This window comes from Pseudomonas sp. SIMBA_068 (assembly GCF_046534705.1).
Classification (GTDB): domain Bacteria; phylum Pseudomonadota; class Gammaproteobacteria; order Pseudomonadales; family Pseudomonadaceae; genus Aquipseudomonas; species Aquipseudomonas putida.
Genome location: NZ_JAWRYI010000005.1, coordinates 370,568 through 384,952, shown reverse-complemented (window position 1 = coordinate 384,952; position 14,385 = coordinate 370,568). Strand labels below are relative to the sequence as shown.

The window sequence follows — 14,385 nt, the reverse complement described above, 5'->3', positions numbered from 1 at the left end:
CACTTACTGTTTATAGTGTTTGGCCAGTGCCATGCACCAGGCCTCGCCGCGAGCCCCCTGCGGCGAAAGGATCAGCGAGCGTCCGCCCGCTTGGGGGCTTATGGTAATGGTCAGGTCAGGCTTTGGCAAAACGCCCGCACCCTTTTGTGGCCACTCGAACAGGCACAGCGGGTCGCCCTCGAAATAGTCACGAATCCCCATGAACTCCAGCTCCTCCGGATCGACCAGGCGATACAGGTCGAAATGGAAGGCTCGCACCTCACCGATTTCGTAGGGTTCGACCACGGTGAAGGTCGGGCTTTTCACTGCACCTGTATGGCCCAGGCCACGGATCAGCCCTCGGGAAAGCGTAGTCTTGCCCGCACCCAGGTCGCCCTCAAGAAAGATCACGCCGCGACCGCCGGTCACCTCGGCCAGTGCTGCGCCAAACTTGACCGTGGCGTCTTCATCGGCCAGAAACAGGGTTATGCCAGACACGCAGAATGCTCCTCCAGTAACTCACGAATGACCGGCGCCAGATCACTGGCCGCCAAGCCTCTACCTTTTACACCCAGCCGCTCGCCTGCACAGGCATGCAACCACACCCCCAGGCCAGCGGCCTGCCAGGCATCCAGCCCTTGGGCCAACAACGCCGCCAGCACACCGGTCAGCACATCGCCAAAGCCGGCCCCGGCCATGGCCGGGTGGCCTCGTTCGCACAGCATCAGTTGCCCGGCCGGGTCGGCCACCAGGGTGCCGGCGCCCTTGAGCACGCAAACGCTGTTGTAACGGCGCGCCAGCTTGCGCGCAGCGCCCTGGCGGTCGGCCTGTACCGCTTCGGTGGAAATACCCAGCAGCCGCGCCGCCTCCCCCGGATGCGGGGTGAGGATGCTGCCACTGGGCAGGGCCAGAGGGGTACGCGCCAGCAAATTCAGGGCATCGGCGTCCCACACCTGCGGCTGTTCGGCGTTGGCCACTGCCGAGAGCAGGCTACGCCCCCACGCCGCCTGCCCCAACCCCGGGCCCACCACCAGCACCGAGGCGCGCTCCAGCACGCCCATCAACTGGTTGGCCGAGCTGACGCCCAGGCACATGGTTTCGGGCAGACGGGCCAGGCTCGCGCTCACATGCTCATTTCGCGTCGCCACGCTGACCAGCCCGGCGCCGCAGCGCAGGGCGGCTTCAGCGCTCAACAGCACAGCGCCGCCTGTGCCCAGATCGCCACCGACCACCAGCACATGGCCGAAGTCGCCTTTATGGGCATGCACAGGCCGCGTCGGCAGGTGCGCGACGGTCACGCTGCTGAGCGATTGCGGGGCATGGCTGGGGTGTTTGGTCTGCGGCATGGGGTCAAAGGCTCCAATGTCTGGCAGAATTATACGCACCTGAGCCCGTATTGCCTTGCCCATCCATGTCCAGCTGCACACCTGACCTCGCCCAACTGGCCCAATCGATCAAGATTTGGGGCCAGGAACTCGGTTTTGCCCATGTCGGCATCGCCGGGGTCGACCTTGGCGAACACGAACACCACCTGCAGCGCTGGCTCGATGCCGGCTACCAGGGCGAAATGGAGTACCTGGGCGCGCACGGCAGCAAGCGCTCGCACCCCGACCAACTGATTCCCGGCACGGTGCGGGTGGTCTCGCTGCGCATGGACTACCTGCCCGGCGACACACAGATGGCGCAGCGCCTGGCACAGCCGGAAAAGGCCTACATATCGCGCTATGCACTGGGCCGGGACTACCACAAGCTGGTGCGCAAGCGCGTGCAATTCCTGGCCGACCGCATCCAGGAAGCCATCGGCCCGTTCGGCTACCGCGCATTCGTCGACAGCGCGCCGGTACTGGAGAAGGCCCTGGCCGAACAGGCCGGGTTGGGCTGGATCGGCAAGAACACCCTGCTGCTCAACCGCAAGGCGGGCAGTTACTTCTTCCTTGCAGAGCTGTTTGTCGATTTGCCGCTACCGGTGGACGAAGCGACTACCAGCGAGCACTGCGGGCGCTGCCAGGCCTGCCTGGACATCTGCCCGACCCAGGCGTTTGTCGGGCCCTATGTGCTGGATGCGCGGCGTTGCATCTCGTACCTGACCATCGAGCTGAGAGGCGCGATCCCTGTCGAGTTGCGCGCAAAGATGGGCAACCGGGTGTTCGGCTGCGATGACTGCCAGATCGTCTGCCCGTGGAACCGCTTTGCCAAGCACAGCCAGGAACAGGACTTCCAGCCGCGGCACGGGCTGGAGAATGCCGAGTTGGCGCAGATGTTCCTGTGGGATGAGCGCACCTTCCTGCGCAAGACTGAGGGCGGGCCGTTGCGGCGGGCGGGGTATGAGCGATTCTTGCGCAACCTGGCGGTGGGGTTGGGCAACGCCCCTTCCACCATTCCTGTGATCGAGGCGCTGAAGGCCCGGCGCGAGGATGAATCAGAACTGGTGCGCGAGCATGTGGAGTGGGCATTGGCCCGTCACGGCATTCAATAACGGGGGCCGCTTTGCGGCCCCATGTGTCACTGCTGGTCGTTGTAGTGGAACTTGGGCATTTCCCAGTGGAAGCGGATCGCCAGCAACCGCACCAGGAACCCGCCAAACAAGGTCAGCAGCATCGCCTGCTCTGCCGGCACCTTGAAATACACGCACCCCAGGTAGAACCATGCCGCCGCAAACGACACGCTGGCATACAGCTCGCGGCGGAACACCAGTGGAATGTCGTTGCAGAAGATATCCCGCAAGATCCCGCCAAATACCCCGGTGATCACCCCACTGATCGACGCCACCAGCATGCCCTGCCCCATCTCCAGCGCGGTCATGCAGCCGATCAGGGTAAAGGCCACCAGCCCCAGGGCATCGAGCACCAGGAACAGCGAGCGCAGGCGGCGCATCATCGGGGCAATGAAAATGGTCAGCAACGCCGCAAAGCTGGTCAGCACCAGGTACTCCGGGTGCTTCACCCAGGTCAGCGGGTAATGCCCGAGCAGCACGTCGCGCACCGAACCGCCACCCAGCGCGGTGACGCAGGCGATCAGCACCACGCCAAACCAGTCCATGCCGCGGCGCCCGGCAGACAACGCGCCGGTCATGGCTTCGGCGGTGATAGCGATGAGGTAGAGCATCAACAACATGGCGCGGGTCCGTGCGAGAAAGGCGCGCAGTCTAACCAGTTGCCCAGGGCACCAAAAGGGGGCGCAGATACAATATCTGCGCCTTTTCGGCTCACACCTTGATGAAATGCTCGCGGTAGTGGCGCAGTTCGGCGATCGATTCGCGGATATCGTCCAGCGCCAGGTGGGTGTTGCCCTTCTTGAAGCTGTCACGCACGTCCGGCGCCCAGCGCGCGGCCAGCTCTTTCAGGGTGGAGACATCCAGGTTGCGGTAGTGGAAGTAGTTTTCCAGATTGCGCATGTGGCGATAGAGGAAGCGGCGGTCCTGGCAGATGCTGTTGCCGCAGATTGGCGACTTGCCTTTCGGCACCCACTGCTCGAGGAAGGCGATGGTCTGCGCCTCGGCTTCAGCCATGCTGACCTTGCTCTCGCGCACGCGCTGGGTCAGGCCCGAAGCACCGTGGGTGCGGGTGTTCCATTCGTCCATGCGCGCCAGCACTTCGTCACTGTGGTGGATGGCGATCACCGGCCCTTCCGCCAGGGTGTTCAGCTCGCTGTCGGTGACGATGGTGGCCATCTCGATGATGACATCGCTGTCCGGATCCAGGCCGGTCATTTCCAGGTCGATCCAGATCAGGTTCTGTGGGTTTTGCATGCAGGGCTCCTCATATAGGCCGTCATATTAGCCTAGTGGCCAAAAGCACGCCCATTCACCGCTTCAAAGGTAAGCGCCATGGTCCAGCGCCTGGCGTGCTAAACTGCCAGCCGTTTTCAATGCCCTGCCCGGGCCTTCCACACGGTACCTTCATGGCCAAACGCCAGCTCAATCGCCGCCAGAACTGGCGGATCGAAAAAATCCAGGGCGAGCGCGCCGCTCGCGCCGCCAAACGCGAGCAGCATGCGCTGCAGGAACTGGAAGGCGGCGACCTGGGGCCAGAGCAACTGGGCCTGGTGATCGCGCACTTTGGCGTGCAGGTAGAAGTTGAAGCCCAGGATGGCGAAACCGCAGGCCAGGTGTTCCGCTGCCATTTGCGCGCCAACCTGCCGGCGCTGGTCACTGGCGACCGTGTCGTGTGGCGTGCGGGTAACCAGGGCATCGGCGTAATCGTGGCGCAGATGCCGCGCAGCACCGAGCTGTGCCGGCCGAACAACCACGGTCAACTCAAGCCGGTGGCCGCCAACGTCGACCTGATCGTGATTGTGTTCGCCCCTGCTCCCGAGCCGCACCCGAACCTGATCGACCGCTACCTGGTAGCTGCCGAGCACGCTGGCCTGCGCCCGCTGCTGCTGCTGAACAAGGCCGACCTGATCAACGACGAGAATGGCCCCGGCCTGCATGCGCTGCTGGAGGTCTACCGTGAACTGGGCTACCCGCTGCTGGAAGTATCGGCACACCAGGGTGACGGCATGCAGCGCCTGCAACAGCAACTCGACGGCCACATCAGTGTGTTCGTCGGCCAGTCGGGGGTGGGCAAGTCGTCGCTGGTCAACAGCCTGCTGCCAGATGCCGGCACCCGTGTCGGCGACCTGTCGGAATGGTCTGGCCAAGGTACCCACACCACTACCACGGCGCGGCTGTACCACTTCCCTAACGGCGGCGACCTGATCGACTCGCCGGGCATCCGCGAGTTCGGCCTCGGCCATGTCAGCCGCGACGACGTGGAAGATGGCTTCATCGAGTTCCGCGACCTGTTTGGCACCTGCCGCTTCCGCGACTGCAAGCATGACCGCGAACCGGGCTGCGCGCTGCTCAAGGCACTGGACGAGGGGCGCATCAAGCCGCAACGCATGAACAGCTACCGCTCGATCATCGCCAGCCTGAGCGAAGACAGCTACTGATAGGGCAAGGTTGCGCAGACGACCAAGACCGTGAGCGCGCCGCCCCCCTGTGGGAGCGGGCATGCCTGCTCCCACAGGAATAGCGAATTCCTGCAATTAACACAAAAGCCGCTTACTGCTCCTTGGCCTCATCCATCTTCAGCGTGCCATCTTCAAAGATGTTCAGCTTCTGGCGCAGCTCACGCGGTTGCATCGGTGCTTGCTCCGCTTCCGGTGCGGCAGCCCCAGGCACAGGGCCGCTAGCCGGCGGTGCAGCAGGCTCGCCGGCCGGCGCTTCCGGCGCGCCCTGCTCACCCTCGATATTGCGCTGGGCCTTCTTGGTCAGCACGATGATATCGATACGGCGGTTGACTGGGTTGAACGGGTCCTTGCGGTCGAACAGCGACGACGAGGCGTAACCCACCACCCGCGCCACCTGCCCGTCCGGGTAACCACCGGCCACCAGCGCACGGCGCGCCGCGTTGGCACGGTTGGCCGACAGTTCCCAGTTGCCGAACTCACCACTGCCGGCATACGGCTTGGCGTCGGTGTGGCCGCTGATGCTGATCTTGTTCGGCACCGCCTTGATGGTGTCGGCCATGGCCAGCAGGATATCTTCAAAGTAGGGCTGCAAGCGGGCACTGCCGATGTCGAACATCGGCCGGTTCTCGGCATCCATGATCTGGATGCGCAGCCCGTCCTGGGTAATTTCGAACAGGATCTGGTCCTTGAACTTCTGCAGCTGCGGGTTCTCTTCCACCTTGTTCTGCAGTTCCTGCAGCAGCAACTCCAGGCGCTCGCGCTCGACCTGCTCGGCCATGGTCTCGACCTGGTCCTTGCTCAGCTGGGTCGTGCTCTCGGGCATCGGCTCGGATTTCACTTCCGGGTTGATGGTTTTCTCCGGCGCCAGTTCAGGCGAGCCGCCCAGGTCGATGACATAAGGCGTACCGCTTTCCGAGAAGCCGATCGGGTCCTTGAAGTAACCAGCAATGGCAATCTTCTGCTCCGGCGTGGCCGTGGACATCAACCACAGCACCAGGAAGAACGCCATCATTGCCGTAGCAAAGTCGGCAAATGCGATTTTCCAGGCGCCGCCGTGGTGGCCGCCGCCAAAGCGCTTGACGCGCTTTACGATGATGGGCTGATTGTTTTCCATGACTCAGCGACCGCGAACCGCTTGTTCCAGCTCGGCAAAACTTGGGCGATGCATGGGGTACAGCACCTTGCGCCCGAACTCCACGGCCAGCGAAGGTGGCATGCCCGAGGCCGAGGCAACCAGCGAAGCCTTGATCGATTCGTAGAGGTTCAGCTCTTCCTTGGCATCGTGCTCCAGGCACTTGGCCAACGGGCCGAAGAAGCCGTAGGCAGCGAGGATACCGAAGAAGGTACCCACCAGCGCCGCACCCACGTGCATGCCGATGGCCGCCTGGTCACCCTCGCCCAGCGAGGCCATGGTCACCACAATACCCAGTACCGCCGCGACGATACCGAAACCAGGCATGCCGTCAGCGATGCCGGTCACCGCATGGGACGGGTGCTCCAGCTCTTCCTTCATGCTCAGCAGCTCCATGTCGAACAGGCCCTCGAGTTCGTGCGGGGCCATGTTGCCGGTGGACATGATGCGCAGGTAGTCGCAGACAAACGCGGTCATGCGCTCATCGGCCAGTACCGTCGGGTACTTGGCGAAGATCGGGCTGGCGGCGGCGTCTTCGATGTCAGCCTCGATGGCCATCATGCCTTCGCGACGGCTCTTGTTGAGGATCTCGTACACCAGGCCCAGTACCTCCAGGTAGTAGGCATGGGTGAAGCGCGAGCCGAACATCTTCATCGACTTCTTGATGACGTGCATGGTCATGTGGCCAGGGTTGGCCTGCAGGAATGCACCAAAGGCTGCACCGCCGATGATCAGTACTTCGAACGGCTGGATCAGCGCTGCGATCTTGCCGTGGGAGAGCACGTAGCCGCCGAGCACGCTCGCGAATACGACGATGATGCCGATAATTTTAGCCATAGGTTCAAAGCACTTGCTGTCGTGGTCAGGGGAAGAGACGGGAGCTTTAAAACTCTTCTTCTACTTATCGGCAGAACTGCGCCAGACTATAGCCACTCAATGCGAAAAGCCAGTTCGGACTGATGTCAAAATGCCAATTGAAACCAAGGTGCCCGCTCAGGCCCCGCGTACGCTAGAAGCCTGGGTAAAGCTGCTAGAGAGTGTTCGCATCCCCGTGCCGAAGCACAGCTACGACCGGGTCATGGCTGCCATCCACGATAGCCGCCGCTCGCTGCGCGACATCGCCGAACTGATGCAGGATAGCCCGGCACTGGTGCTATCGGTGATGCGCGAAGCCAATCACCCCACCAACGCCAGCCAGGCCGAGCCAGCCGAAAGCCTGGAGGTCGCCCTCAACCGCCTGGGCCTGGAGCGCAGTGAGCAACTGCTCAAGCGCCTGCCCTCGCTGCCGGTCGAAGAAATCCCGCCCGTGCTCAGCCAGTTCCAGCTGATCAGCCAGCACGCCTCGCAGCAGGCCAGCGGCCTGTTCGCCAGCCGCCTGGCACGGCTGTGGCAGGAAATCCACTGGGGCAGCCTGCTGTTCCTGTCACCACTTTGGCCGCTGGCACTGGTCTACCCCAAGCTGCTCGATACCTGGGAGCTGCGGGTTATCCACAAGGGCGAGGACGCCGCCCAGGTAGAGGAAGAGCTGTTTGGCGTGCGAATCATGGCGCTGTGCCAGACCATGGCGGAGTACTGGCGCCTGCCGCAGTGGGTAACCCAGGGTTACCGCCTGCTGCTGGAAGAACGCGAACAGCTGGCCCAGGTGCTGAGCATCGCCCGCGACGAAGACCTGCTCAGCCAGCAGCACCGCCTGGATGCCGAGCCCGGCCTGCGCCGCTGGTTCAACCAGCCGGCCAACACCGTGCTGCTGGCCAACAACCTTGCGCTGGCGGCGCAGGTGGGCTGGGACAACCCGCACCTGCTGCGCTGGCAACTGCTGACGGCGCTGTACCTGCAGACCTCGCTGGAAGACGTGCAGCAGCAAGTGCACCAACAAGCTGCCGCCAGTGCCCGCCGCCACGCCAGGCATGCCCTGTTCCACCCGGCTGAAGCACTGATCTGGCCCTGGCACCAGCGCCGCCCGCACCCGGACATGCTGGCCCCGCCCCCGCCCAGCAGCGACGACCTGGCGCGTTGGCGAAAGCTGTGCCAGGACCTGCTGGCCCAGCCCAGCCCGTTCACCAATACCGTGCACCTCGCCACCCAGGCCCGCGAAGCCCTGCTGGCCTGCGGCATGCAGCGCCTTATGCTGCTGAGCCTGGACAAGGCCAGCGACTACCTGCGCGTGCAGCAGACCGCCGGCTTGCCCAAAGAGGCCGCGGCCCTGGCCCTGCAGGTGTCGCAAAACAAACTGCTGCAAAAGCTGATGGCCCAGGCCGGGCAACTGCGCATTACCCCGGAAAACCACAGCCAGTTTTCGGCCCTGCTGCCTGCCCCGCTGCGTGCGCTGTTCCGCAGCGAGCACGTGCTGCTGCGCTCGCTGGCGGTGAACGATCAGGTGCTGATGCTGATGGTGGCCGACCAGGGCTGCCGGCCCTTGGCCGACATCAGCGTTCAGGCCTTCGGCAAGACCGCGCAATGCACCGAGCGGGCACTGTCGGTGTTTGCCAACCGCAAGGGCTGAGCCTTGCGCTACAATCGCCCCTCTTTCCACACTGGAGACCGTGGATGACTGACTTTTCCGGCCTGCCCCTGGTGATCGAAGCCGCGGACCTGCTGCCACGCCTGGGTTCGCCACAGTTGATCCTGGTCGACCTGAGCAGTGCCAACCGCTATGTCAGCGGGCATATCCCCGGCGCTCGCTTTGTCGAAGGCAAGCGTACCCAGCTTGGCCAGCCTCCAGCGCCGGGCCTGCTGCCGTCCCTGGGCGAGCTGGAAAAACTGTTCAGCGAACTCGGCCACCGCGACGACGCCGTCTATGTGGTGTATGACGATGAAGGCGGGGGCTGGGCCGGGCGCTTCATCTGGCTGCTCGACGTGATTGGTCACAAGGCCTATCACTACCTCAATGGCGGTATCCAGGCCTGGCCGGCTGACACCCTGTCCACCGACGTGCCCGCCAGCGTCAACAGCCCGGTGCACCTGCGTATCGACAACGCCCCCACCGCCACCCGCGAGTACCTGCAAAGCCGCCTGGGCGCCGATGACCTGGTCATCTGGGACGCCCGCGGCCCGCAGGAATTCAGCGGCGAGAAGGTATTGGCTGCCAAGGGCGGGCACATTCCCGGCGCGATCAACTTCGAGTGGACCGCCGGCATGGACCTCAACGACCACTTGCGCATTCGCCAAGACATCAAAAATGTCCTCGAGCAACTGGGCATCACCCCTGACAAGGAAGTGATCACCCACTGCCAGACCCACCGCCGCTCCGGCTTCACTTATCTGGTGGCCAAGGCCCTCGGCTACCCACGCGTCAAGGCCTACGCCGGCTCGTGGAGCGAATGGGGCAACCACCCGGACACGCCTGTAGAAGTTTAAGGAACCTGCATGAAATCCCGTTTGTTCATCATCAGCCAGTACCTGCTGCCGCACCACCTGCTGTCGCGGCTGGCCGGCTGCATCGCCGAGTGCCGCGTGCGCTGGTTCAAGAATGCCTTTACCGCCTGGTTCGCCAAGCGCTACCAGGTAAACATGTCTGAAGCGCTGGTCGAGGACTTGAGCGCCTACGAGCACTTCAATGCGTTTTTCACCCGCGCCCTGAAACCGGGTGCCCGCCCGCTGGACGAAACCCCGGGCGCCATCCTGTGCCCGGCCGACGGTGCCGTCAGCCAGCTCGGCCCGATCGAGCACGGCCGCATCTTCCAGGCCAAGGGCCACGGCTTCAGCGCGCAGGAGCTGCTGGGCGGTGACCCGGCCATGGCAGCGCCGTTCATGGGCGGCGAGTTTGCCACCATCTACCTGTCGCCCAAGGACTACCACCGCGTGCACATGCCGCTGGCCGGCACCCTGCGCGAAATGGTCTATGTGCCGGGGCGCCTGTTCTCGGTCAACCAGACCACCGCAGAGAACGTTCCCGAGCTGTTCGCCCGCAACGAGCGCGTGGTCTGCCTGTTCGACACCGAGCGTGGGCCGATGGCCGTGGTGCTGGTGGGTGCGATGATCGTCGCCTCGATCGAAACCGTGTGGGCCGGACTGGTGACGCCGCCCAAGCGTGAGCTGAAGACCTTCCGTTACGACGAAGCCAGCCGCGCGCCGATCCACCTGGAGAAAGGTGCCGAGCTGGGCCGCTTCAAGCTGGGCTCGACCGCCATCGTGCTGTTCGGGCCGGAGCAGGTGAAGTGGGCTGAGAACCTGGGCGCTGGTTCTGCAGTGCGCATGGGGCAGCTGCTGGCGGCGCCTGCACAGGCTTGACCGTGGTTTTTGCTTCGAGGTGATCGGCGGGGGTTCTCCAGCGCCTGTGAGATCGAGCGCCGCCCGCGCGGCGCTTCGCAGCACAAGGCTGCTCCTACATTTGTTTCAGGCCAATGATTTCTGAGGGGAAGGCGCGCGGTGCCTTGGCGTCCGCCTCGATGTCGCGTGGGACAAACAAGGCGGTCGCGTGCGCTGGTACAGGCTTGACTGGTCAGAAACAGATGCAGGAGCAGCCTTGTGCTGCGAAGCGCCGCGCGGGCGGCGCTCGATTTCACACGCGCTGCAGACTAGACGGCAAACTAGCCGCGGGCGTCGCGGTCGCGCAGGCCCAACAGGTACAGCACGCCATCCAGCCCCAGGGTGGAAATCGCCTGCTTGGCCGACTGGCGCACCAGCGGCTTGGCGCGGAACGCTACGCCCAGGCCGGCGAGCGACAGCATCGGCAGGTCGTTGGCGCCATCACCCACGGCGATGGTCTGCTCCAGCTGCAAGCCTTCTTCACTGGCCAGCTGTTGCAGCAGCTCGGCCTTGCGCTGGGCATCGACGATCGGCTCGACAGCCACACCAGTCACCTTGCCGTCGACTACTTCCAGCTCGTTGGCGAACACATAGTCGATACCCAGGCGCGCCTGCACCTGGCGGGCAAAGTAGGTAAAGCCACCGGACAGGATCGCGGTCTTGTAACCCAGGCGCTTGAGCTCTGCGAACAGGTTTTCGGCACCTTCGGTCAGGCGCAGCGAGGCACCGATTTCGTCCAGCACACCCACATCCAGGCCCTTGAGCAGCGCCATGCGCTCCTTGAAGCTGGCGCGGAAGTCCAGCTCACCGCGCATGGCGCGCTCGGTGATTGCCGCCACCTGCTCACCCACGCCGGCCGCCTTGGCCAGTTCGTCGATGACTTCGGCTTCGATCAGCGTCGAGTCCATATCGAACACCGCCAGGCGGCGGTTGCGGCGGAACAGGTCGTCCTTCTGGAAGGCGATGTCGATGCTCAGCGCTTCGGCCAGGGCAAAGAAGTCGGCACGCAGGGCCTGGGCATCGCTCGGCGCGCCGCGCACGGAGATTTCGATGGCCGCTTTGCCCTTGTCGGTTTCGGCATCCAGCGCCACACGCGCCGACAGACGCTCGATACGCTCGATGGTCAGGCCGTACTGGCTGATCACCGCACTCACCCGCTGCAGTTGCTCTGGGGTGATCTTGCGGCTGAGCAGGGTGACGATGTGGCGCGCCTCGCCCTGGCCGTCAGCCCAGTGCTGGTAGTCCGCCTCGGAAATCGGCGTGTAGCGGGCCTGCAGGTTCAGTTCGTGGGCCTTGGCCTGCACGCCTTGCAGCAGGGCGGTAGCCACTTCGTTGTCCGGGATGTCGACCAGGATACCGAACGACAAAGTGCCGTGCATGACCGCCAGGCCGATGTCGAGGATGCTCACACCGCCCTGCAGCAGGACGCCGGTGATAGCCGCAGTGAGACCGGGACGGTCCTCACCGGTGATGTTGATCAGGACGATTTCGCGCACAACCTGGCTCCGACTTCGATGAAAAATGCGCATTCTACCGATTTTCCGTGACCATCGGGCGCCAACGATACTTTGCCGACAAAACCCGGGTCGCTATACTGCCCCACACTTTCTGCCATTAAGAGCCGAGCTCAGTGAACCGGCCCACGCCCGTCAAACCAGACAATTTCTTCCTGATGATCTATCGTGCCCTGAGTCAACGTCGCGTGCCGCTGGCATTGCGCATCGCTTGCACCAACATCTTCCTGGTCGCGCTGGCGCTGGTGATCTATGCCTGCGTGATGGGCCTGCAGTTCAAGCAGGCCATGCACGAGCAGGCTGATGCCCTTGGCCAGAGCCTGACCACCCAGACCGCCACCTCGGCGACCGAGCTGCTGGTGTCTAACGACATCCTCAGTCTCAACGTGCTGCTGGGCAACCTGGTGAAAAACCCGCTGGTGGCCCACGCGGCCATCTACAGCGTGGACAACCGCATCCTCGCCGAGGCCGGCCAGCGCCCGCGCAACAGCCTGCTGGGCGAGGCAGAGGGCCTGTACCAGACCAAGATCACCTTCCAGGACGTGACGGCCGGGCAACTGCGCATCAGCCTGGACATGAGCCAGTTCCAGCAGCCGATGCTGATCAGCCTGCAGAGCATGGGCATCATGGCGGCAATCCTGCTGGCCCTGGCCCTCAGCCTGAGCCTGCGACAGGGCCGCTATATCACCCTGCCGCTGCTGCAGTTGCGGGTGTGGCTGCGAGACCCCCAGCCCTATACCCCGGCCACCGACCGCCAGGACGAGATCGGCGACATCGCCCGCCAGCTGCACGCGCGCCTGGCCCCGCCGCCGCCACCGGAGCCAGAGCTGGAGGAAGAGGACGACGAGCATTTCGACGACTTCCACGACGCAGCGCCGGCTCCCAAGGCAGCCCCGCGCCCCAAGGTTGCCGCATTGGCCGAGGACGATGACGACGAAGCCTTTGCCGGTTTGCTGGACGACGACAGTGCGCCCAAAGCCGCCCCGGTCGAATCTGACGAGCCGCAGTACAGCGCCGTACTTGCCGTGCAACTGGGCTCACAGGAACAACTGCGCCGCCTGCCGCGTACACGCCTGACCGAGCTGACTGACCGCTACCGCGATTGCCTGGAGCATGCTGCCTCGCTCTACGACGGTGAAACCCACACGCTCAACGACGGCAGCACCCTGGTGCTGTTCCACAGCCGCGACTGTGGCGAGGACTACCTGACCAACGCCATCTGCTGCGGCGAGCTGCTGCGCGCCCTGGGCCATGCCCTGCAGATCGAAGTGGCCGACAGCGGCATCACCCTTCAGCTGCAACTGGGCCTGGTCCTGGGCAACGACCTGCAAGGGCTGGAGCTGGTGGACTTGCTGATGGCCGAAAAGGTCCAGGATGCCCTGGCGCTGTCGCAGCACAGCCGCAACCTGTTGCTGGTGGAGCGGCAGATCAGCGATGACGCGCTGATTCGCCAGCGTGCCCGCATTCGCCCGATTGCCAGCCCTGAGGGTGCCTGCTGTGTGGAGCGTTTGATGGAGCCTTACCCGTCGATGCTGGAGCGCCAGCTGGCGCGCATGCACGAGCGCCGCGCCTGATAGTTTCTCCCTGTGGGAGCGGGCGCGCCCGCGAATCAGGCGCCGCGGTGCATGGCACCGGCTGCGCCGGTGTTCGCGGGCACGCCCGCTCCCACAAAGGCCGCATCTATCCTTTAGGTACAAAAAAGCCCGCAACAAATGCGGGCTTTTTTGTGGGTGTCAGTTCGATCAGAACCGATAAACTTCCATGTCGGTGCGAATCGGCGAGGCCATCGGAATCTTGGATTTCTCCGGCCCCTTTTTGACCTGCACCGGTGCAGCGGGCTTTTTCGGTGCTTCTTCGGCAATCGCCGGCTGGTTGGCCAGCGGCTTGACCGCAGTGCTCAGCTGTTCGGCCAGCTTCTGAAGCAGTTGACCCTGGGCCTGAACTTGCGACGACTCGCTGCCCTCGTGCGGCTGCTCGAGGTGAACGATACGGTTGTCACGCACATGGCCACGGCGATCCAGCAGACGCCACTGGGCATCCAGGATGGCCGGCTGGTTTTTGCCTGAGTCCAGGCGCGTGATCGACAACAGCACCTGCACGTCCGGGCTGAAGCCAGCGGTCGCCGGCGCCAGCACCACGCGCTGGCTGTCCAGGCGCCAGGCAAGTTGACGCACCAGCAGCTGGTCGATATCCGACGAAAGGCTACCCGCCCAGCGGCCGTCAGTCGCCGCGCTCAGGCTGCCGTCGGCTTGACGCTGCAGGAACGTTTCACGCTGAAGGTAATCGGCTACCGATACCGGGCCGAGTACCACGGCCATGCCCGCACTCTGCGACGGCTGGCCAGGATCACCACTGTCGAGCTGATACAGGGCAACCGGCTGATGCATGGTGCACCCGCCAAGGCCCAGCAGGCCAGTCATCAACAGCGCAAATGGAAGGCGCAGAAATTTCATCATCCCATCCAGGCGGCCGCCATAAGGCACACCGCAGTGATACATGTAGATTCAAACGGGCACACGGCCACGCCGGCACCGCAAGGGCCATATCATCCGCGAAATA

The 14,385-nt window shown here is 64.1% G+C and carries 14 protein-coding genes; 6 read left to right on the top strand and 8 right to left on the bottom strand.

The window, feature by feature from the left end:
• Positions 1 to 3 precede the first annotated feature (3 nt).
• Entirely contained in the window at positions 4 to 477 is a 474-nt protein-coding gene (gene tsaE / locus SB756_RS15210) for a tRNA (adenosine(37)-N6)-threonylcarbamoyltransferase complex ATPase subunit type 1 TsaE (RefSeq protein ID WP_016501886.1), read from the bottom strand.
• On the bottom strand, positions 465 to 1,325 hold the full coding sequence (locus tag SB756_RS15205) for an NAD(P)H-hydrate dehydratase (protein WP_410911048.1): 861 nt from the start codon (positions 1,323 to 1,325) through the stop codon (positions 465 to 467). The genes tsaE and SB756_RS15205 overlap by 13 nt, the downstream gene beginning before the upstream one ends.
• Positions 1,326 to 1,390: 65 nt before the next feature.
• On the opposite strand from SB756_RS15205, the gene queG reads away from it, so the two are divergent.
• Positions 1,391 to 2,455 carry a tRNA epoxyqueuosine(34) reductase QueG gene (queG, locus tag SB756_RS15200; RefSeq protein ID WP_410911047.1) on the top strand — a complete coding sequence of 355 codons (1,065 nt, stop codon included), beginning with the start codon at positions 1,391 to 1,393 and terminating at the stop codon, positions 2,453 to 2,455.
• 26 nt (positions 2,456 to 2,481) lie between these two features.
• Here queG and SB756_RS15195 read toward each other — a convergent pair whose 3' ends face one another.
• Both SB756_RS15195 and orn read right to left on the bottom strand, forming a co-directional pair.
• Entirely contained in the window at positions 2,482 to 3,093 is a 612-nt protein-coding gene (locus SB756_RS15195) for a trimeric intracellular cation channel family protein (RefSeq protein WP_003249516.1), read from the bottom strand.
• Between the two features lie 91 nt (positions 3,094 to 3,184).
• On the bottom strand, positions 3,185 to 3,727 hold the full coding sequence (gene orn, locus SB756_RS15190) for an oligoribonuclease (protein WP_043198134.1): 543 nt from the start codon (positions 3,725 to 3,727) through the stop codon (positions 3,185 to 3,187).
• 152 nt (positions 3,728 to 3,879) lie between these two features.
• Here orn and rsgA point away from each other — a divergent pair, with 152 nt between their 5' ends.
• Positions 3,880 to 4,911: a small ribosomal subunit biogenesis GTPase RsgA gene (gene rsgA / locus SB756_RS15185; RefSeq protein ID WP_341796912.1), complete on the top strand. Its 1,032-nt coding sequence runs from the start codon at positions 3,880 to 3,882 to the stop codon at positions 4,909 to 4,911.
• Between the two features lie 112 nt (positions 4,912 to 5,023).
• On the opposite strand, the gene motB is transcribed toward rsgA, so the two are convergent.
• Complete coding sequence (gene motB, locus SB756_RS15180; protein ID WP_341796913.1) at positions 5,024 to 6,046, bottom strand: flagellar motor protein MotB; 1,023 nt, start codon at positions 6,044 to 6,046, stop codon at positions 5,024 to 5,026.
• A gap of 3 nt (positions 6,047 to 6,049) precedes the next feature.
• Complete coding sequence (motA, locus tag SB756_RS15175) at positions 6,050 to 6,901, bottom strand: flagellar motor stator protein MotA (RefSeq protein ID WP_016489455.1); 852 nt, start codon at positions 6,899 to 6,901, stop codon at positions 6,050 to 6,052.
• A 130-nt stretch (positions 6,902 to 7,031) separates the two neighbouring features.
• Between motA and SB756_RS15170 the strand changes: the two genes are divergently transcribed.
• The 3 genes from SB756_RS15170 to asd are packed head-to-tail and all read left to right on the top strand — an operon-like array spanning position 7,032 to position 10,294.
• The gene (locus SB756_RS15170; protein WP_341796914.1) at positions 7,032 to 8,567 is read left to right on the top strand and encodes an HDOD domain-containing protein; all 1,536 of its coding nucleotides are present in this window, start codon (positions 7,032 to 7,034) and stop codon (positions 8,565 to 8,567) included.
• A 44-nt stretch (positions 8,568 to 8,611) separates the two neighbouring features.
• The gene (locus SB756_RS15165) at positions 8,612 to 9,421 is read left to right on the top strand and encodes a rhodanese-like domain-containing protein (protein ID WP_341796915.1); all 810 of its coding nucleotides are present in this window, start codon (positions 8,612 to 8,614) and stop codon (positions 9,419 to 9,421) included.
• Positions 9,422 to 9,430: 9 nt separating this feature from the next.
• Positions 9,431 to 10,294 (top strand): archaetidylserine decarboxylase, encoded by an 864-nt coding sequence (asd, locus tag SB756_RS15160; RefSeq protein ID WP_024717361.1) that lies wholly within the window; start codon positions 9,431 to 9,433, stop codon positions 10,292 to 10,294.
• Between the two features lie 299 nt (positions 10,295 to 10,593).
• Here the strand turns inward: asd and serB are convergent, their stop codons facing one another.
• Positions 10,594 to 11,808 (bottom strand): phosphoserine phosphatase SerB, encoded by a 1,215-nt coding sequence (gene serB / locus SB756_RS15155; protein WP_341796917.1) that lies wholly within the window; start codon positions 11,806 to 11,808, stop codon positions 10,594 to 10,596.
• A 134-nt stretch (positions 11,809 to 11,942) separates the two neighbouring features.
• Here serB and SB756_RS15150 point away from each other — a divergent pair, with 134 nt between their 5' ends.
• Positions 11,943 to 13,400: an AhpA/YtjB family protein gene (locus tag SB756_RS15150; protein ID WP_258654178.1), complete on the top strand. Its 1,458-nt coding sequence runs from the start codon at positions 11,943 to 11,945 to the stop codon at positions 13,398 to 13,400.
• Between the two features lie 168 nt (positions 13,401 to 13,568).
• Here the strand turns inward: SB756_RS15150 and SB756_RS15145 are convergent, their stop codons facing one another.
• Positions 13,569 to 14,279, bottom strand: coding sequence for a membrane integrity-associated transporter subunit PqiC (locus SB756_RS15145; RefSeq protein ID WP_063423446.1), 711 nt, complete (start codon positions 14,277 to 14,279; stop codon positions 13,569 to 13,571).
• Between the last annotated feature and the right edge of the window lie 106 nt (positions 14,280 to 14,385).